This is a genomic window from Roseivivax sediminis (assembly GCF_900112685.1).
Lineage (GTDB): Bacteria > Pseudomonadota > Alphaproteobacteria > Rhodobacterales > Rhodobacteraceae > Roseivivax > Roseivivax sediminis.
Map to the genome: position 1 here is coordinate 245,891 of NZ_FOMS01000006.1, position 17,613 is coordinate 263,503.

17 protein-coding genes are annotated in these 17,613 nt (G+C 68.3%); 13 read left to right on the forward strand and 4 right to left on the reverse strand.

The features are described from left to right. Positions 1-273: 273 nt before the first annotated feature. Positions 274-447: a YqaE/Pmp3 family membrane protein gene (locus F3H57_RS11575; protein WP_149756067.1), complete on the forward strand. Its 174-nt coding sequence runs from the start codon at positions 274-276 to the stop codon at positions 445-447. A gap of 7 nt (positions 448-454) precedes the next feature. Further along, positions 455-898, forward strand: coding sequence for a DUF4112 domain-containing protein (locus tag F3H57_RS11580; protein WP_316633123.1), 444 nt, complete (start codon positions 455-457; stop codon positions 896-898). Between the two features lie 80 nt (positions 899-978). Here F3H57_RS11580 and ndk read toward each other — a convergent pair whose 3' ends face one another. Then, entirely contained in the window at positions 979-1,401 is a 423-nt protein-coding gene (gene ndk / locus F3H57_RS11585) for a nucleoside-diphosphate kinase (protein ID WP_149756068.1), read from the reverse strand. Between the two features lie 175 nt (positions 1,402-1,576). On the opposite strand from ndk, the gene F3H57_RS11590 reads away from it, so the two are divergent. From F3H57_RS11590 to rsmA, 10 genes are all read left to right on the forward strand, one after another. Beyond that, positions 1,577-3,031, forward strand: coding sequence for an alanine/glycine:cation symporter family protein (locus tag F3H57_RS11590; protein ID WP_149756069.1), 1,455 nt, complete (start codon positions 1,577-1,579; stop codon positions 3,029-3,031). Positions 3,032-3,162: 131 nt separating this feature from the next. After that, on the forward strand, positions 3,163-5,016 hold the full coding sequence (locus tag F3H57_RS11595) for an ABC-F family ATP-binding cassette domain-containing protein (RefSeq protein ID WP_149756070.1): 1,854 nt from the start codon (positions 3,163-3,165) through the stop codon (positions 5,014-5,016). Between the two features lie 195 nt (positions 5,017-5,211). Continuing rightward, positions 5,212-5,847 (forward strand): MarC family protein, encoded by a 636-nt coding sequence (locus tag F3H57_RS11600; RefSeq protein WP_149756071.1) that lies wholly within the window; start codon positions 5,212-5,214, stop codon positions 5,845-5,847. Positions 5,848-5,909: 62 nt separating this feature from the next. Next, positions 5,910-6,491, forward strand: a complete 582-nt coding sequence (locus F3H57_RS11605; protein ID WP_149756072.1) for a retropepsin-like aspartic protease family protein — start codon at positions 5,910-5,912, stop codon at positions 6,489-6,491. Positions 6,492-6,720: 229 nt separating this feature from the next. Continuing rightward, entirely contained in the window at positions 6,721-7,848 is a 1,128-nt protein-coding gene (gene lptF / locus F3H57_RS11610; RefSeq protein WP_316633128.1) for an LPS export ABC transporter permease LptF, read from the forward strand. Next, the gene (gene lptG / locus F3H57_RS11615) at positions 7,845-8,939 is read left to right on the forward strand and encodes an LPS export ABC transporter permease LptG (protein WP_149756073.1); all 1,095 of its coding nucleotides are present in this window, start codon (positions 7,845-7,847) and stop codon (positions 8,937-8,939) included. The genes lptF and lptG overlap by 4 nt, the downstream gene beginning before the upstream one ends. Further along, a complete protein-coding gene (locus tag F3H57_RS11620; protein ID WP_149756074.1) occupies positions 8,936-11,080 on the forward strand; it encodes an LPS-assembly protein LptD in 2,145 nt (714 codons plus the stop codon). The genes lptG and F3H57_RS11620 overlap by 4 nt, the downstream gene beginning before the upstream one ends. Next, positions 11,065-12,300 (forward strand): peptidylprolyl isomerase, encoded by a 1,236-nt coding sequence (locus F3H57_RS11625; protein ID WP_149756075.1) that lies wholly within the window; start codon positions 11,065-11,067, stop codon positions 12,298-12,300. Before F3H57_RS11620 ends, F3H57_RS11625 begins: the two co-directional genes overlap by 16 nt. Further along, positions 12,297-13,268 carry a 4-hydroxythreonine-4-phosphate dehydrogenase PdxA gene (gene pdxA, locus F3H57_RS11630; RefSeq protein ID WP_149756076.1) on the forward strand — a complete coding sequence of 324 codons (972 nt, stop codon included), beginning with the start codon at positions 12,297-12,299 and terminating at the stop codon, positions 13,266-13,268. The genes F3H57_RS11625 and pdxA overlap by 4 nt, the downstream gene beginning before the upstream one ends. Before the next feature lie 128 nt (positions 13,269-13,396). Continuing rightward, on the forward strand, positions 13,397-14,239 hold the full coding sequence (gene rsmA, locus F3H57_RS11635) for a 16S rRNA (adenine(1518)-N(6)/adenine(1519)-N(6))-dimethyltransferase RsmA (RefSeq protein ID WP_149756077.1): 843 nt from the start codon (positions 13,397-13,399) through the stop codon (positions 14,237-14,239). A gap of 7 nt (positions 14,240-14,246) precedes the next feature. Here rsmA and F3H57_RS11640 read toward each other — a convergent pair whose 3' ends face one another. The 3 genes from F3H57_RS11640 to prfA all read right to left on the reverse strand — a co-directional run bounded on the left by F3H57_RS11640 (position 14,247) and on the right by prfA (position 17,187). After that, entirely contained in the window at positions 14,247-15,083 is an 837-nt protein-coding gene (locus F3H57_RS11640; RefSeq protein ID WP_149756078.1) for a DUF4167 domain-containing protein, read from the reverse strand. Between the two features lie 206 nt (positions 15,084-15,289). Next, on the reverse strand, positions 15,290-16,141 hold the full coding sequence (gene prmC / locus F3H57_RS11645) for a peptide chain release factor N(5)-glutamine methyltransferase (protein ID WP_149756079.1): 852 nt from the start codon (positions 16,139-16,141) through the stop codon (positions 15,290-15,292). Next, a complete protein-coding gene (gene prfA, locus F3H57_RS11650) occupies positions 16,138-17,187 on the reverse strand; it encodes a peptide chain release factor 1 (RefSeq protein WP_149756080.1) in 1,050 nt (349 codons plus the stop codon). The genes prmC and prfA overlap by 4 nt, the downstream gene beginning before the upstream one ends. A gap of 63 nt (positions 17,188-17,250) precedes the next feature. Between prfA and F3H57_RS11655 the strand changes: the two genes are divergently transcribed. Continuing rightward, positions 17,251-17,532, forward strand: a complete 282-nt coding sequence (locus tag F3H57_RS11655; RefSeq protein WP_149756081.1) for a hypothetical protein — start codon at positions 17,251-17,253, stop codon at positions 17,530-17,532. The last annotated feature ends 81 nt before the right edge of the window (positions 17,533-17,613 follow it).

Genomic DNA, 17,613 nt, shown 5'->3' on the forward strand with positions numbered 1-17,613 from the left:
CTTTAGCAAGTTCGATCCTGGGAGAAAACGAAAAGAGCGGCCCGCCGAAGGTTCAGCAGGGAATGCAGCAGGAAATGATGGTGCGTGCAGGGCTCATGCAACGCGCATAGCACGAAGTCGCGCCCCGCGCCAAGGTCCGGCACGCATCCGCGCGCGTCGGATTGGGCGAACCACCGGCGCCGGCCCTGCGCTTCCCAGCGGCAGCCCACGGGGAACATCCGCCAGCGCGCGCGCGTTCATCGGCCAATCACGCCTCAACCCCGGAGACACGTCATGGACCTCGTCCGCATCATCCTGTCGATCCTGCTGCCGCCGCTGGGCGTCTTTCTGCAGGTGGGGATCGGCAAGCATTTCTGGATCAACATCCTGCTGACCATCCTCGGCTACATCCCCGGCATCGTGCATGCGGTATGGGTGATCGCCCGCACCGGCCCGCGGACCGCGTGACGCAGCCATGAGCGATACAACAGCATTCCAAGGCGATACACCGGTGGTGAGCCGGGGCACAGGCGCGCTGCCGCACGAGGATCTCATGACGGTCGAACGCTGCGAGCGCATTGCGGTGCGCATGGACAGCGCCTTCCGCATCCCCGGCACCGGCATCCGCTTCGGCTGGGACGGCGTTCTCAGCATCGTGCCGGGCATCGGCGACACGCTGGCGCTGGCGCCGGCTGCCTATATCTTCCAGTCGGCCTGGCGCATGGGCGCGCCTTCGCATCTGATCGGGCGGATGGCCTTCAACACCGGGATCGACTGGGCGATCGGCTCCATCCCGGTGATCGGCACGATCTTCGACGTCGGTTACAAGTCGAACCGCAAGAATGCCGCACTGGTCCGGGCGTTCGTGGAAGAAAAGCACGGCGGCAAGCTCGCCCCGGCGCGCGGCGCGCACGTCTGAGCGAACACGCCCCCACGCAATGAAAAACGGGAGCCGAATGGCTCCCGTTTCGTCGGTCGGCTCGCGGGATCGCGGGCGTCTCAGCCGACGATTTCCAGACCCGAGAAGAAGAAGGCGATCTCTTCGGCCGCGGTCTCGGGCGCGTCCGAGCCATGGACGGAGTTTTCTCCGACCGATTCCGCGAACTCGGCGCGGATCGTGCCCTCGGCCGCGTCGGCGGGGTTGGTCGCGCCCATCACTTCGCGGTTCTTGGCGATAGCGCCCTCGCCTTCCAGCACCTGCACCACCACCGGTGCGGAGGCCATGAATTCGCACAGCTCGCCGTAGAACGGACGCTCGGCGTGGACCTTGTAGAACTCGCCGGCCTGCGCGGGCGTGAGCAGAATACGCTTCTGCGCGACGATGCGCAGGCCCGCTTCCTCGAACTTGGCGTTGATCTTGCCGGTGAGGTTGCGCTTGGTCGCGTCGGGTTTGATGATCGACAGGGTGCGTTCGGTCGCCATGATAAGCCTTTCGGGTTGCCGCCCGCGCATCGGGCGGGCTCTCGGATCGGCGCTCCCGTAGCATGGCCCTCCGGACTTGAAAACACTCCTCGTGACGGACCCCGTCCGGGGGTCTTCGCGTTGTCCACCCAATTGTGCGCATCTCATTGAGATAATAAGCGGACGGGAGGGACGGATGAACGCCATCGTCGATTTTCTGAACACGGTGCTCTGGGGCTATGTGCTTGTCTGGGGGCTTCTTGCGGTCGGGATCTTTCTGACCTTCCGCCTGTCGGGACTGCAATTCCGCCATTTCGGGGAATTCTTCCGTGTCATCGCCTCCTCGCGCAGCACCGGATCGGACGGGATCACGCCGCTTCAGGCGCTGACCATCAGTCTCGCCAGCCGGGTCGGCACCGGCAACCTCGCCGGTGTCGCGGTGGCGATCTATCTCGGCGGTCCCGGCGCGGTGTTCTGGATGTGGATGGTGGCCCTCGTCGGCATGGCCACGGCCTACGCGGAATCGACGCTCGCGCAGCTCTACAAGGTACGCAACGCCGACGGGCGCTACCGCGGCGGGCCGGCCTATTACATGTGGCACGGGCTGAACGCGAAGTGGCTCGGCTACGTGTTCTGCTTTTTCTTCCTGTGCTCCTTCGGCCTGATCTTCGTGGCGGTGCAGTCGAACTCCATCGCAGATGCGGCCGACGGCGCGATGGGCATCCCCAAGATCGCGACAGGTGTCGTCATCGCGGGCCTCGTGGCGCTGGTGATCTTCGGCGGTATCCCGTCGATCGCACGGGTGGCCGAGCGCATCGTGCCGTTCATGGCCGGGCTCTATCTGCTCGTCGCGCTTGTGATCATCGCGATCAACATAACCGAGGTCCCCGGCGCGCTGGCGATGATCGTGCAATCCGCCTTCGGCTTCGACCAGGCGGTCGGCGGTTTCACCGGCGGCATTACCGCGGCGATCCTGAACGGGGTCAAGCGCGGGCTCTTCTCGAACGAGGCGGGCATGGGCTCTGCCCCGCACATCGCCGCGGTGGCGGTGCCCGAACCGCACCACCCGTCCTCGCAGGGGCTGGTGCAGGGCCTTGGCGTCTTCATCGACACCATCCTGATCTGCACGGCGACGGCGCTGATGATCCTGCTCTCGGGCGCGGTGGATTACGGCCCCGACGGGGTCACGGGGATGGAGCTGACGCAGAACGCGCTGCAGGCGCATGTCGGCGCGGCCGGGCCGATCTTCATCGCCGTGGCGATCCTGTTCTTCGCCTACACCTCGATTATCGGCAACTACGCCTATTCCGAGAACGTGCTGGAGTTCCTGGGCCTTGCCGGGAAGACGCCGCTGACCGTGTTCAAGTGCATGCAGCTCGCCATGGTCCTTTGGGGTGCGGTGCAGCCGGTCACGCGGGTGTTCAACTTCGCCGACGCCGCGATGGCGACGATGGCCACCATCAACCTCGTCGCGCTGGTGATGCTGGCGGGCACGGTCAGGCGGCTGACGCAGGACTACTTCGCGCAGCGCAAGGCGGGCGAGGAGCCGATCTTCCGCATCCGCAAGCACGAGGGCCTGAGCCGCGGCATCGACGAGACGATCTGGAACCGCCACGTCGAGGAAGAGCACCAGGCGGCGGGCAAGACCTGAGGGACCGGAGGGGGCTATCTGCCCCCTCTCGGCCGCCTGCGACGGTCAAGTCACCCCCGAGATTTATCGGGCCGGATGAAGGGCGCGCGGAGGTGCTTTCCGACGCCTGGAGGCTCTGCTAGAGCGCGGCCATGCTGCAGATCGCCGACATCTCCTATTCCGTCGAAGGCCGCCCGCTCTTCGAGAACGCCTCGGCCACCATCCCCGAGGGCCACAAGGTGGGTCTCGTGGGCGCCAACGGCACCGGCAAGACGACCTTGTTCCGGCTGATCCGGGGCGAGCTGACCCTTGACGGGGGCGAGATCGCCCTGCCCGCCCGCGCCCGCATCGGCGGTGTCGCGCAGGAAGTGCCGTCCTCGGAGACCTCGCTTCTCGACACGGTGCTCTCCGCCGACACCGAACGCGCGGGCCTGATCGCCGAAGCCGAGACCGCCACCGACGCGACCCGCATCGCCGAGGTACAGACCCGGCTCGCCGATATCGACGCCTGGTCGGCCGAGGGGCGCGCGGCGGCGATCCTGAAGGGCCTCGGCTTCGACGACGACGAACAGAAGATGCCGTGCTCGGCCTTCTCCGGCGGCTGGCGGATGCGCGTGGCGCTGGCCGGGGTACTCTTCGCTCAACCCGACCTTCTGCTGCTCGACGAGCCGACCAACTACCTCGACCTCGAAGGCGCGCTCTGGCTCGAAAGCTACCTCGCGAAATACCCGCACACGGTCATCATCATCTCTCACGACCGCGGCCTACTGAACCGCGCGGTTGGCGGCATCCTGCACCTGTCGGAGAAAAAGCTGACCTACTGGCAGGGTCCCTACGATCAGTTCGCCCGCCAGCGCGCCGAGCAGCGCGCGCAGCTTGCCGCACAGGTCAAGAAACAGGACGCCCGCAAGGCGCACCTGCAGAAATTCGTCGACCGTTTCCGCGCCAAGGCCTCCAAGGCCAAGCAGGCGCAGGCCCGCGTGAAGATGATCGAGCGCATGGACACGATCACCCTGCCCGAGGAGGCGGCCAAGCGCGTCTTCACCTTCCCGCAGCCGGACGAGCTGTCGCCGCCCATCGTCAACATCGAGGGCGGCGCCACGGGCTACGAGGGCCGCACGGTGCTGTCGCGGCTGAACCTCCGGATCGACCAGGACGACCGCATCGCGCTTCTGGGCAAGAACGGCCAGGGCAAATCGACGCTGGCCAAGCTCCTGTCCGACCGCCTTCCGATGATGGACGGCAAGAAGACCCAGGCCTCGAAGCTGCGCGTGGGTTACTTCGCCCAGCACCAGGTCGACGAGCTGCGCGTCGACGAAACACCGCTTCAGCACATCGCCCGGGCACGCCCCGGCGTCGCCCCGCCGCAATTGCGCGCGCGGCTCGCCGGCTTCGGGCTCGGCGCGGCACAGGCGGACACGGAGGTCGCGCGCCTCTCGGGCGGGCAGAAGGCGCGGCTGTCGCTGCTGCTGGCGACGCTCGACGCGCCGCACATGCTGATCCTCGACGAGCCGACGAACCACCTCGACATCGAAAGCCGCGAGGCGCTGATGGAGGCGCTGAACGCCTACGAGGGTGCGGTGATCCTGGTCAGCCACGACATGCACCTTCTCAGCCTCGTCGCCGACCGGCTGTGGCTGGTCAAGGACGGCACGGTCCGGCCCTACGAGGACGATCTCGACGCCTATCGCCGGATGCTGCTGACCTCGGACAAGCCGCCGCCGAAGCCCGCGCCCGAGGCGCCGAAGCCCAGGCGACCGTCGCGCGACACGATCCTCGCGCTGCGCTCGGAGGTGCGCAAATGCGAGGCGCGGGTCGAGAAACTCAACGAGATGCGCGACAAGCTGGCGACCAAGCTGGCCGATCCAGACCTCTACGAGGAGACGCGCACGAACGAGCTCGCGACCTGGAACCGCAAGTACGCCGAAGTCATGGAAGGACTCGACCGCGCCGAGGCCCTCTGGATGGCCGCGCTCGAGAAGCTGGAGACCGCCGAGACGTCCTGAGCCGGGCAAATCACCCAAGGACCCACGCCGGCCAAACGCCTCCCTGGCTTCTTTGGGCCTGCAAATACTCCGGGGGGCGTGGGGGGCAGCGCCCCCCACCGGGGGTTTGGGGGCTCCCCCCAAACATCGAGCGCGCGGCACGCGCACCGCCGTATCACCCTTGCCCGGTCCCGCCGCGGCGCGTATCGCCGGTGCATGGACAGCGCCTTTCTCGTCTCCGCCTTCGCGACGCTCTTCGTGGTGATGGACCCCGTGGGCACCACGCCGGTTTTCATCGCGCTGACCCGCGGGATGGCGCCGCGCATGCGCCGGGCGATCGCGCTGCGCTCCTGCCTCGTGGCGGCAGCGGTGCTGTGCCTCTTCGCCTTTCTCGGAGAGACGGTGCTCGACTTCGTCGGCATCACCATGCCCGCCTTCCGCATCGCCGGAGGTCTCCTGCTGTTCCTCACCGCGCTCGACATGCTCTTCGAGCGGCGCACCAAGCGCCGCGAGGGCAAGGCCGAAGAGGCCGAGGAAGAGCACGACGACCCGTCCGTGTTCCCGATGGCGATCCCGCTTCTTGCCGGACCGGGCGCCATCACCACGGTCATCCTGCTCATCGGCCGGACGGAGGATGCCGCCGGCACCGCAGCGGTGCTGGGGGTGATGTTCTCGGTCCTCCTGATCGCGCTGATCCTCCTGCTGGCGGCCGGGCTGATCGAGCGCGCGCTCGGACGCATCGGCATCACCGTCGTGACGCGGCTTCTCGGCCTTCTTCTCGCCGCGCTGTCTGTGCAGTTCGTCGCCGATGGCCTGCTTGCCTTCGGCTTCGGCACGCCGCGGCCGGGGTGATCCGCCCTTAACTTTCGCCCCCGCCGGCCCTAGGTCAGAGGCAACGGGGACAAGGGGCGTGCATGACCGGCGACGATTACGGGCAACTGATCTACCTGGGCCTTCTCGGCTCGGTCCTCGCGTTCTGGTACTTCGTGCAAGGCCGGCAGAAACTCGGCCGGACGCTGCAGCAGATGGCGGCCTGGGTGCTGATCTTCCTCGGCACGCTCGCGGTGATCGGGCTATGGAGCGACATTCGCGGCACCGTCGCGCCGCAACAGACGGTGATGGCCGAGGATGGCCGCATCGCGCTGCCGCAAGCGCCGGACGGACACTACTATGCCACGCTCGAGGTCAACGGCTCGCCCATCCGCTTCATGGTCGACACCGGGGCGAGCGGGACGGTCCTGACCCGCCGCGACGCGGAGCGCGCAGGTCTCGAAGACGACGAACTGGCCTTCTACTCCGAAGCGATGACGGCCAACGGCATGGTGCGCACGGCGCCGGTCCGGCTCGATACTGTCGCGCTCGGCCCCTTCACGGACGAGCGCGTACCGGCCTACGTGAACGAAGGCGAGATGAGCCAGTCGCTGCTCGGCATGAGCTACCTGCAACGCTACGGCCGGATCGAGATCGCGGACGGCGAGTTGATCCTCGAACGCTAGGCGCCGGTCCCCGGCCGGACGGCACATCCGCCGTCCCTGCGTCTTTGGGGCCGCCGATCGCGTCGGGCGCGCGAGGCCAGCGCCCTCCCCGTCCTCGCCAATCGTCCCGCCCCTTCACGAGAACGGCCCGCACCTCATCCGACCAACGGTACCCTCGCGCGCACTTCCCGCCGCCGGCCGCTTCGGCTAGGGTCCTCCCCGCGGAAGGCTTCTCGGGGGACGGCGCAGCGTGGGCAGATTCGACAGATACATGCTGTCGCGCTTCATGGTGCTCTTCGGCTTCTTCGCGCTGGTGCTGGTCTCCGTCTACTGGGTGAACCGGGCGGTTCTTCTGTTCGACCGGCTCATCGGCGACGGCCATTCGGCCGCGATCTTCCTCGAATTCACCGCCCTTTCGCTGCCCAACGTGATCCGTCTGGTGCTGCCGATGGCCGCGTTCGCCGCGACGACCTACGTCACCAACCGCCTCTCGGCGGACAGCGAGCTGATCGTCGTCCAGGCGACCGGCTATTCGCCCTGGCGGCTCGCGCGGCCGGCGCTGGCCTTCGGCGTGCTCGTCATGGCGATGATGCTGGTCCTGTCCCATGTGCTCGTCCCCGCCTCGCTGGCGCAATTGCGCGAACGCGAGGGCGAGATCGCCGAAAGCGTCTCCGCCCAGCTCCTGCGCGAGGGACAGTTCCTTCACCCGTCGGACGACGTCACCTTCTTCATCCGCGAGATCACCCAGGACGGAGAGCTGCGGGACGTGTTCCTTTCCGACCGCCGGCAGGGCGGCCGCGCGGTCACCTACACCGCGGACACCGCCTATGTGCTGCGCGAGGCCGGGGGCATGAACCTGGTGATGCTGAACGGCCTCGCACAAACCTACGAGGACGGCGGAGACAGGCTGTCGACCACCACCTTCTCGGATCTGACCTACGACATCACCGCGCTGATCGACGACGGCGGCAGCCGCCGGCGACGCACCTACGCGATGTCGAGCTACGAGCTCTTCTTCCGCACCGCGGAGATGGCCGAGATCGCCGATGACAGCATCGGCGAGGTGCTGGAAGAGGCCCATGGCCGGATACAGCAGCCGCTCCTGGCGCTGGTCGCCGCGCTGGTGGGCTATGCGGCACTGATGGTGGGCGGGTATTCACGCTTCGGGCTCGGGCGACAGATCGTCTTCGCGATCTTCCTGCTGGTCCTCGTCAAACTGACCGAGAGCGTGGTGACGACACCGGTGCGCGCGAACGGTGCGCTCTGGCCGCTGATCTACCTGCCGACGCTGATCGGACTGGCCATCGTCGCGGCGCTTCTGCATGTCGCCAGCCGGCCTTTCCGGCGGGCCCGCCCCGCGCGGGAGGCAACTGCATGATCCTGCACCTCTACTTCGCGCGCCGGTTCCTGACGATGTTCCTCGGCATTTTCGCGATCTTCGTGCTGTTCCTCGGCCTTCTCGACCTCGTGGAGCAGTTGCGCCGCTTCGACGGCGAGGTGACGTTCGGGCGCGTGGTGCTGCTGACGCTGCTGAACATGCCGGCATCACTTTACGAGATGCTGCCACTGGTGATGATCCTGTCCTCGGTAGCGGTCTTCCTGTCCCTCGCCCGGTCGTCCGAACTGGTGGTGGCACGCGCGGCCGGGCGGTCCGGCCTCACGGTCCTGATCGGCCCGACCATTGTTGCGGCGATCCTCGGGCTTGCCGCGGTGGCCATCGGCAATCCGATCGCCGCGGCCACCTCGAAGCGCTTCGAAACGCTGTCCGAGCGCTACTCCAGCGGCGAAACGGACGTGCTGTCGATAGGCTCCGAAGGGTTGTGGCTGCGCCAGGGCGACACCGCGGGCCAGACCGTGATCCAGGCCGCGCGCGCAAATTCGGACGCCACGATCCTCTACGACGTGACCTTCGTGACCTACGACCGCGACGTCGGCCCGGTGCGCCGCATCGCCGCGGAGCAGGCGGAGCTCGGCGACGGCGCCTGGACGCTGCGGGACGCCAAGGCCTGGCCGCTCGCCCCCGGCCAGAACGCCGAGGCGCTGTCGCAGAGCTTCGAGACGCTGAAGGTCGATTCGAGCCTCACACGGGAGAACATCCGCGACCGCTTCGGCCGGCCGTCCTCGATCTCGATCTGGGCGATGCCGGCCTATATCGACGATCTGGAACGCGCCGGGTTCTCGGCCCGCCGGCACGTCGTGTGGTTCTGGATGGAGATGGCCCGCCCGCTGTTTCTGGTGTCGCTGGTGCTGCTCGGCGCGGGCTTCACCATGCGCCATGCGCGGCTGGGGCGTACCGGGCTGTCGGTGCTGACGGCGGTTCTGCTGGGCTTCGGGCTTTACTACGTCCGCAACTTCGCGCAAATCCTCGGGGAAACCGGCCAGATCCCTCCGATTTCGGCCGCCTGGGTGCCGCCCGTGGCCTCGCTGCTGTTCGCGCTCGGGCTGATATTGCAAAGGGAGGACGGATGATCGTGCGCGCGCTTCTGATTCTGGCGCTGCTCATCCCCGCCCTCGCCGCCGCGCAGGAGAACGGGGCCGCGCTGCTCGTTGCCGATAGCGTGGTGGTGGAGAACCGGTCCCGGCTCGTCGCCACCGGCAATGTCGAGGCACTCTACGACGGCACCCGGCTCGAGGCGACGTCGGTCACCTACGATCAGGACAGCGGCGATCTGAGCATCGAGGGACCGATCCGGATCACCGACCCGGAGGGCAACGTGCTGGTCGCCACCCGGGCCGAGCTCGACCAGGAGTTCGAGAACGGCCTGTTGCGCGGCGCGCGCCTCGTGCTCGACGAACAGCTCCAACTGGCCTCGGTGGAGGCGCAGCGGGTGGACGGGCGCTACACGGCGATGAGCAAGGTCGCCGTGACATCGTGCCAGGTCTGCGGCCCGGACGAGGTGCCGCTGTGGCAGATCCGCGCGCGCCGCGTCGTCCACGACGAGGAGGAGCGGCAGATCTACTTCGACGGCGCGCAGTTCCGCGTTCTCAACCTGCCGGTCCTCTACTTCCCGCGTCTGCGCGTCCCCGACCCGACGCTGGAGCGCGTGCAAGGCTTCCTGACACCCTCGATCCGCTCTTCCACGTTGCTCGGATTCGGGGTGAAGGTGCCGTATTTCGTCCCCCTCGGCCCAAGCCGCGATCTGACCTTCACACCGTATCTGTCGCCCGTCACCCGCACGCTGGAGACGCGCTACCGGCAAGCCTTCCGCTATGGCGAGATCGAGGTGAACACCGCGTTCAGCCAGGACACGCTGCAATCGGAGACCGCGCGCGCCTACCTTTTCGCCGAAGGCAGCTTCCGCCTACCGCGCCGGTTCGAACTGAGCTTCGACATCGAGACGACCTCGGACGAGGCTTATCTCAGCGATTACGACTATTCCGACTCGGACCGGCTCGACAGCGCGATCACGCTCAGCCGCGCCGCGCCGCTGAGCTATTTCGAGTCCGAGTTCATCCACTACCAGACGCTCCGCGACGAGGAGCGCAACGCCACCCAGCCGACACTGGTACTGCATTCGGAGTATGAACGCCGCTTTCCCGGGATCTGGGGCGGCGAGCTTCGGCTCGGAGGAGTGGCGCAGGGGCACTACCGCTATTCCGACCTCGACATCGACTCGGATGACGAAGACAATGTGGTCGACGGGCGCGACGTTGCGCGCGCCACCGCCGAAGCCTCCTGGCACCGGCGCTGGACGCTCGCGGGCGGGCTGCGCGCCGGTGTGACGGCGCAGTTCTGGGCCGACCGGTTCGAGATCCGGCAGGACCGCGCCTCGGCGCGCAGCGCCTCGCAGCTGACGCCTGCGGCGGCGGCCGAACTGCGTTGGCCCTTAACCCGCGCCGGCGCGGACGGCGGCCGGTCGCTGATCGAACCGGTGTTCCAGACCGCCTGGGTCGGTGGCGAGCGGCCGCGCATCCCGAACGACGAAAGCACGCGGGTAGAATTCGACGAAGGCAACCTACTGTCGTTGTCGCGCTTTCCTGCCGCCGACCGGCGCGAACGCGGGCGCGTATCCGCGGCCGGCCTACGCTTTGCCCATACCGCGCCGGAGGGCTGGTCCACGGGCTTCACCCTCGGCCGGGTCTGGCGCGAGGACAGCGATCTGGCCTTCACCCGCTCATCGGGCCTTCAGGACGAGCAATCCGATTACCTGCTCGCCGGCTACCTCGCCACCGACCAGGGCTACGCCTTCTCCGCCCGCGGGCTGCTGGACCAGGAAAACGGCAGCTTCACCAAGGCCGAGGCGCGCATGACCTGGACCAACATGCGGCTCGACCTCGAAGCGTCCTACCTGCTCGTCGGGCAGGACAGCGCCGAGGACCGCGACCGCGCCACGTCGGAATGGTCCTTCGACGGTGAATACGACTTCAACCGGGACTGGTCGGGCGAGGCCTACGGACGTTACAATCTCGTCGACAACCGCTTTGCCCGGGCTGGCCTGGGTGTGACCTGGGAAAACGAATGCGTCAGCGCCAACTTCACCGTCGAGCGGCGCTTCGCCTCTTCCACCAACCTCGAACCATCGACCGATTTCGGCTTGACCGTCGCGCTGAAGGGCTTCAGCACCGGCGGCAGCGCGAAGGAGTACCGACGCACATGCCAGTCTTTCTGAGCCGCACCCTGCCCGCCCTGATCGCCGCGCTGATGCTGGCGCCGGTGGCCGCCCCCGCGCAGAACCTGTTTGCCCCGGCGATCCGCGTGAACGACGCCGTGATCACGAATTACGAGCTTCAGCAGCGCGCGGCGATGCTGGAGCTCCTGAATTCCCCCGGAAATGCGGCCGAAACCGCGCGGGACGATCTCATCGACGACCGGCTGCGCCTGCAGGCGGCGCGCTCCATCGGTGTCCAGGTGACCGAGGCCGAGATTCTCGAGGGCATGGAGGAATTCGCCGGACGGGCCGATCTAAGCCGCGAGGAATTCCTGCAGGCGCTCACCCAGGGCGGCATCGCCGAGGAGACCTTCCGCGACTTCGTGCGCGCCGGAGTCGCCTGGCGGTCCTTCGTACGCCAACGCTTCCCGGGCGAGGCGCAGGTGTTCGACGTGGAGGTCGACCGCGCCATCGCCGGCAACCGCACCGGATCGAACATCCGCGTGCTCCTGTCCGAGATCATCATCCCCGCCCCGCCGCCGCAGGCCGAGCGGGCGCGCGCGATCGCCGAGGAGATCTCGACCTACACGACAGAGGCGCAATTCTCCGCCGCCGCGCGTGAGTATTCGGCGACCCAGAGCCGCGAGAACGGCGGGCGCCTGCCGTGGCAGGACATCCAGGAATTGCCGCCGGTCCTGCGCCGGGTCGCGCAGAGCCTGTCGCCCGGCGAGGTGTCGGACCCGCTGCCGATCACCAACGGCGTGGCGCTGTTCCAGCTGCGCGGGATCGAGGAGACTGGCTATACCGCGCCCGAGATCGCACAGGTGGACTACGCCACCTACCTCATCCCCGGTGGGCTGTCGGCCGAGGCGCAGGCGCGCGCGCGCGTCATTTCCAGCAAGGCGGACCGCTGCGACGACCTCTACGGCATCGCCAAGGGCCAGCCGGCGAACGTGCTCGAACGGCGCACCGCGGCGCCGTCGCAGCTTCCGGACGACATCGCCATCGAGCTGTCGAAGCTCGATCCCGGCGAGACCTCGGCGGCGCTGACGCGGTCGAACGGGCAAACGCTGATGATGCTGATGCTGTGCTCGCGCGACCGCGAAGCGACCCCGGAGGGACAGGACGAGGACGCGCGCCGCGACGAGGTGCGCCTCCAGTTGCGCAACCGCCGCGTCGGCCAGATCGCGGAGCGCTACCTCGCCGACCTGCGCGCCAACGCCTACATCGCCGAGGAATGACGCCGGCACCCGTCGCCCTCAGCTGCGGTGAGCCCTCGGGCATCGGCCCGGAGCTTGCCGTCGCAGCATGGCAGGAGCTGAGGGACCGACTGCCCTTCGCGTTCATCGGCGATCCCGCGCATCTTCCGGAGGGTGCCCCGGTCGTCCGGATCGACCGGATCGAGGATGTCCCCGACGCCGCAACGCGCGGGGTGCCGGTCCTGCCGCTCCGCTTCAGTGGGCCGCGAGTGCCTGGTACGCCGCAGCCCGGACAGGCCGTTCAGGTGGTCGAGGCGATCGCGCGGGGTGTGGACCTGACGGTCGCCGGCCGCGCCTCGGCGATCTGCACCCTGCCGATCCACAAGAAGGCGCTGGCGGACGGCGCCGGCTTCGCGTTCCCGGGCCACACCGAGTACCTCGCCGACAAGGCAGGCGTCGACCATGTGGTGATGATGCTCGCCTCGGACCGGCTGCGCGTGGTGCCGGCAACAATCCACATCCCGCTGGCAGAGGTGCCGCAGGCCCTGCGCGCGGATGAGCTGGAACGCACGATCCGCATCACCCACGAGGCGCTGCTCCGGCTCTTCGGGATCGCGGCACCGCGAATCGCGGTTGCGGGACTCAACCCGCATGCCGGCGAAGGCGGACGCATCGGCCGCGAGGAGATGGAGATCATCGCCCCCCTGATCGGCCGTCTCGCCGCCGAGGGGATGGCGGTCACCGGCCCGCATTCCGCCGACACGATGTTTCACGAGCGCGCCCGCGCAGGCTATGACGCGGCGATCTGCATGTACCACGACCAGGCGCTGGTGCCGATCAAGACGCTCGATTTCGACCGCGGCGTGAACCTGACGCTGGGCCTGCCCTTCATCCGCACCTCGCCCGACCACGGCACCGCGCTCGACATCGCGGGGACCGGGCGGGCCGACGCGACCTCGACGGTGGAGGCGCTGAAGCTGGCGTGGCGGCTGGCGGGGGGATCTGTATGAGCGGGCGCGACGTGTGGGTTGGGACGGATGGAGGCTCTGCCGGCCGCCATTCTCGCCCGGACCAATGGCGATCCAATAGCGGCCCACCGGGATATTCTTGGACGGATGAAACCAGGGGCGCCTGCTGAATGGCGATCGACACGCTGCCGCCGCTGCGCGAGGTGATCGCGCGACACAATCTGTCGGCGCGCAAGGCGCTGGGGCAGAATTTCCTTCTGGACCTGAACCTGACGGCGAAGATCGCGCGGCTGGCGGGCGATCTGAGCGGCACCGACGTTCTGGAAGTCGGGCCCGGGCCGGGCGGGCTGACCCGTGGTCTGCTGGCCGAGGGCGCGCGGTCGGTGCTGGCTGTGGAGAAGGATCCGCGCTGCCTGCCGGCGCTTGCCGAGATCGCGGAGATCTATCCTGGGCGACTCAAGGTGATCGAGGGCGACGCGCTACAGGTCGACCCGCGTGCGCACCTGTCGGTGCCCTACGCCGTCGCGGCGAACCTGCCCTACAATGTCGGAACGGAGCTACTGGTGCGTTGGCTGACGCCTGCCGCCTGGCCGCCGGACTGGTCGAGCCTGACCCTGATGTTCCAGCGCGAGGTCGCCGAGCGCATCGTCGCGGCGCCGGGATCGAAAGCCTACGGGCGGCTTGCCGTGCTCGCGCAATGGCGCTGCGAGGCGCGCATCGCCATGTCGCTGCCGCCGGGAGCCTTCACGCCGCCGCCGAAAGTGTCCTCGGCCGTGGTGCATCTGACCGCGCTGCCCGAGCCGCGCTTTCCGGCCGATCCGGAGGTGCTGTCACGCGTGGTGGCGATGGCCTTCAACCAGCGCCGCAAGATGCTGCGCGCGTCATTGCGCGGACTGCACCCGGCGATCGAGGATCTGTTACGCGAGGTCGGCATCGCCCCCACCGACCGCGCCGAGCGCGTGCCCCTTGAGGCCTTCTGCGCCCTCGCCCGCGCGGTGGCGGCGGCGCGCTGAATGCGGATCACTCCGCGGCGCGGGTCTCCGACGATGTGTCGTCGCCGCTATCGGACGACTCGCCCTCGCCGCCTGACTTCTTGCGACCGCGGGACCGCGCGGGTTTCTTGCCGCCTTCGGCCGTAGCCGCGCCGCTTCCGCTCTCGGAACCGTCGGCCGCCGGATCTGTCTTTCCCTCATCGGGCTTGGCCGCGTCGTCCTTGGGCTTCTTCGCGCGCGCAGAAGGCGCGCGGCGGCGCGTCTTGGGTTTCGGGGTCTCTTCCGCGGCACTTTCCGGAGTTTCCACGAGGCCGCTACTGCTGTCATCGTCCTCGGCGAACTCGACCACGTCGCTTTCGCTGGTGGCGGTCCGCTGCTGCTGCGGCGCCTCGGCCGGGCCCTGGGTCGCCGTGTCGGGCTGCGCGTTGTCGCGGGAAGGTTTGCCGTTACCGTCGGCATCGTTCTGGCCACCTTGGGCCGGTCCCTGAGCGCCGTCACCGTCGGACTTCTGGTCGCCTCTCGGCTGGTCGTTGTCCTGCTTATCCCCGCGATCGCGGTCGCGCTGCGCCTGGCGTTCGCGGTTCTCGCGTTCCTGCTGCTCGCGCCGCTGGTCCTGCTCTCGCTGGGCCTCGGAGAGCATGCGCAGGTAGTGTTCCGCGTGCTGCTGGAAATTCTCGGTCGCGACCCGGTCGCCCGAAAGCTGGGCGTCGCGGGCGAGCTGGTTGTACTTGTCGATTATCTGCTGCGGCGTGCCGCGCACCTTGCCGTCCGGCCCGGAGCTGTCGAAGACGCGGTTGACCACGTTTCCGATGTTGTTCCGGTTGCGGTTCGACTTCGACCGCGAGCGTGATTTGGAAGATCGCATTTTACGAGTGTCAGCCTTGTTTGTGACTGGTCTGCTGCGTGACCCTGTGCGGGAATTGAGCGAGGCGCCGCTTGCGCCCTGTCTGCCCGGTCACGTCAGTGTTCGGCTTACCGTCGAGCGGGACCGCACGCCGTCCTCCGGCTCGACTGATCCCGCAGTAAACATGTCCCCTCGCACATTACAACCCGATAGCCCCCAAAAAAGCGTCAATTCGAGGCGATTCCCGCGTTGGTGGCCATCACGACCCTGTCGCGCCCGTCGAGATCGGGCAGAATCCGCGGCTCTGTCAGGCCCGCGGTGGCAAAGATGCGGGCGACCGCTTCGCCTTGGCTTTCCCCGATTTCAACGAGGATGCGGGCGCCCGGCGTCATGTGCCCGGGCACGGCGGCGGCGATGGCGCGATAGGCCGAAAGCCCGTCGCCATTGTCAGTCAACGCCGCCGGCGGCTCGTGGTTCCTGACTTCGGGGGCGAGGCCCGCCATTTCCGCCGCCGCGATGTAGGGCGGGTTCGAGACCACGAGATCGAAGCGGTCGTCCGCGGCGAGCGGCCCCACCCACGTACCTTCCCGCAGCTCCGCCCTGCCCTCCAGCCCGAGCCGCGCGCTGTTCTCGCGGGCGACGGCAAGGGCGGGCCCGGAGATGTCGGTGCCGAGCCCGGTCGCCTCGGGCGCTTCGGCCAGAATGCTCAGCAGGATACAGCCCGATCCGGTGCCGAGGTCCAGCACCCGCGTGAAAGACGCCGACAGCGCTTCGGCGACAAGCGTCTCGGTCTCCGGGCGGGGATCGAGCACGTCGGGCGTGACGCGGAAGTCGCGGCCCCAGAAACTGCGTGTGCCGGTCAGGTGGCTGACGGGCACGCGGGACGCGCGCGCCTCCACCAGCCGTTCGAACTGGCCGCGGGCCAACTCAGTGAGCGGTTCGGGTGCGGCGAGGCTCAACCGCCCCGGCGCGATGTCGAGCGCGTGCGCCAGAAGCCGCCGGGCGTCACGGGCGGCCTCCGCCACCCCGGCCTCGGCCAGACGACGGGTGGCGCGGGCCAGCGCCTCGGTGCCGGTCACGCCTGCATCTCGGCCAGCATCGCCGCTTGTGCGTCGGCGGTGAGCGCATCGATGACCTCGTCGAGGTCGCCCGCCATCACCTGGTCCAGCTTGTAGAGCGTGAGGTTGATGCGGTGGTCCGTCATCCGCCCCTGCGGAAAGTTATAGGTGCGGATGCGCTCGGAGCGATCGCCGGAGCCGACCTGCGTCTTGCGCATGTCCGACCGCTCCGCCGCTGCCTTCTGCCGCTCCATGTCGTAGAGCCGCGCGCGAAGCACGTTCATCGCGATCTCGCGGTTGCGGTGCTGCGACTTTTCGGACGATGTGACGACAAGCCCGGTGGGCACGTGGGTGATGCGCACCGCCGAATCGGTGGTGTTGACGTGCTGCCCGCCGGCCCCCGACGAGCGCATCGTGTCGATGCGCAGGTCGTTCGGGTCAATGTCGATGTCCACCGCCTCGGCCTCTGGCAGCACCGCGACGGTCGCGGCGGAGGTGTGGATGCGCCCACCGCTTTCGGTCGTGGGCACGCGTTGCACACGGTGGACGCCCGATTCGTATTTCAGCCGGGCGAAGACGCCCTCGCCCGAGATCCGCGCGACGAGCTCGCGCAGGCCGCCAAGTTCGGTCGGCTGCTCTTCGATCACCTCGACGCGCCATCCCTGCGCCTCGGCGTAGCGGGTGTACATGCGCTGCAGGTCGGCGGCGAAAAGCGCCGCCTCTTCTCCACCGGTGCCGGGGCGGATCTCCAGGATCGCCGGGCGCGCGTCGGCGGAATCGGTCGGCAGAAGCGCTATCTCGAGCGCGTGCTCGGCCTCGGGCAGTTCGGCGCGCAGACGGGTCGCTTCTTCTTCGGCGAGGTCCGCCATCTCGGGATCGTCCGCCAGCGCCTCGGCCTCTTCGAGTTCGCGCCGCAGGTCACGCCATTCCGAGATGCGTTCCACCACCGGCTTCAGTTCCGCGTATTCGCGCCCGAGCGCGGCGATGTCACCCGAACCCTCGGCCATGCGGGCCTCGAGATACTCGAACCTGTCTACGATCTGGGCAAGGCGTTCTTCGGGGACCATGGGCGGTGTCTGTCGGCCATCGGCGCGCTTTGGTCAAGCGGGCGCGCGTGGTAGTATACGCACATGTACAGGATCGCCGCGCTTGCCTTGCTCTGGCCCCTGCCCGCCCTGGCGGACAGCGTCGGCGGCGGTCGGGTGATCGAGTGCTACTGCACGGACAGTACCGGCGGCCGTGTCGAGATGGGCGAGACGATCTGCCTGGAGGTCGGCGGACGCGTGTTCACGGCGCAATGCCAGATGTCGCTGAACAACCCGATGTGGCGGGAGCTGCACGAGGGCTGCGTTGGCGCCAAGTTGGAGGCGCCGGCCGACTCGGCGCCGGCCGCGTTCGCGGCGCTGCGGTAGCGGAACGACATCGTCCAGACGTCGTGTGCGATGTAAGGCCTCACTGCCGAGCCCCGCGCTTCCCGGCCCGGCGCCTTAGAG

What these genes read in the sequence shown, in the direction of transcription:
- F3H57_RS11575 (WP_149756067.1), top strand. Translation starts at nt 274, where the DNA reads ATGGACCTCGTCCGCATCATCCTGTCGATCCTGCTGCCGCCGCTGGGC.
- F3H57_RS11580 (WP_316633123.1), top strand. Translation starts at nt 455, where the DNA reads ATGAGCGATACAACAGCATTCCAAGGCGATACACCGGTGGTGAGCCGG.
- ndk (WP_149756068.1), bottom strand. Translation starts at nt 1,401, where the DNA reads ATGGCGACCGAACGCACCCTGTCGATCATCAAACCCGACGCGACCAAG.
- F3H57_RS11590 (WP_149756069.1), top strand. Translation starts at nt 1,577, where the DNA reads ATGAACGCCATCGTCGATTTTCTGAACACGGTGCTCTGGGGCTATGTG.
- F3H57_RS11595 (WP_149756070.1), top strand. Translation starts at nt 3,163, where the DNA reads ATGCTGCAGATCGCCGACATCTCCTATTCCGTCGAAGGCCGCCCGCTC.
- F3H57_RS11600 (WP_149756071.1), top strand. Translation starts at nt 5,212, where the DNA reads ATGGACAGCGCCTTTCTCGTCTCCGCCTTCGCGACGCTCTTCGTGGTG.
- F3H57_RS11605 (WP_149756072.1), top strand. Translation starts at nt 5,910, where the DNA reads ATGACCGGCGACGATTACGGGCAACTGATCTACCTGGGCCTTCTCGGC.
- lptG (WP_149756073.1), top strand. Translation starts at nt 7,845, where the DNA reads ATGATCCTGCACCTCTACTTCGCGCGCCGGTTCCTGACGATGTTCCTC.
- F3H57_RS11620 (WP_149756074.1), top strand. Translation starts at nt 8,936, where the DNA reads ATGATCGTGCGCGCGCTTCTGATTCTGGCGCTGCTCATCCCCGCCCTC.
- F3H57_RS11625 (WP_149756075.1), top strand. Translation starts at nt 11,065, where the DNA reads ATGCCAGTCTTTCTGAGCCGCACCCTGCCCGCCCTGATCGCCGCGCTG.
- pdxA (WP_149756076.1), top strand. Translation starts at nt 12,297, where the DNA reads ATGACGCCGGCACCCGTCGCCCTCAGCTGCGGTGAGCCCTCGGGCATC.
- rsmA (WP_149756077.1), top strand. Translation starts at nt 13,397, where the DNA reads ATGGCGATCGACACGCTGCCGCCGCTGCGCGAGGTGATCGCGCGACAC.
- F3H57_RS11640 (WP_149756078.1), bottom strand. Translation starts at nt 15,083, where the DNA reads ATGCGATCTTCCAAATCACGCTCGCGGTCGAAGTCGAACCGCAACCGG.
- prfA (WP_149756080.1), bottom strand. Translation starts at nt 17,187, where the DNA reads ATGGTCCCCGAAGAACGCCTTGCCCAGATCGTAGACAGGTTCGAGTAT.
- F3H57_RS11655 (WP_149756081.1), top strand. Translation starts at nt 17,251, where the DNA reads ATGTACAGGATCGCCGCGCTTGCCTTGCTCTGGCCCCTGCCCGCCCTG.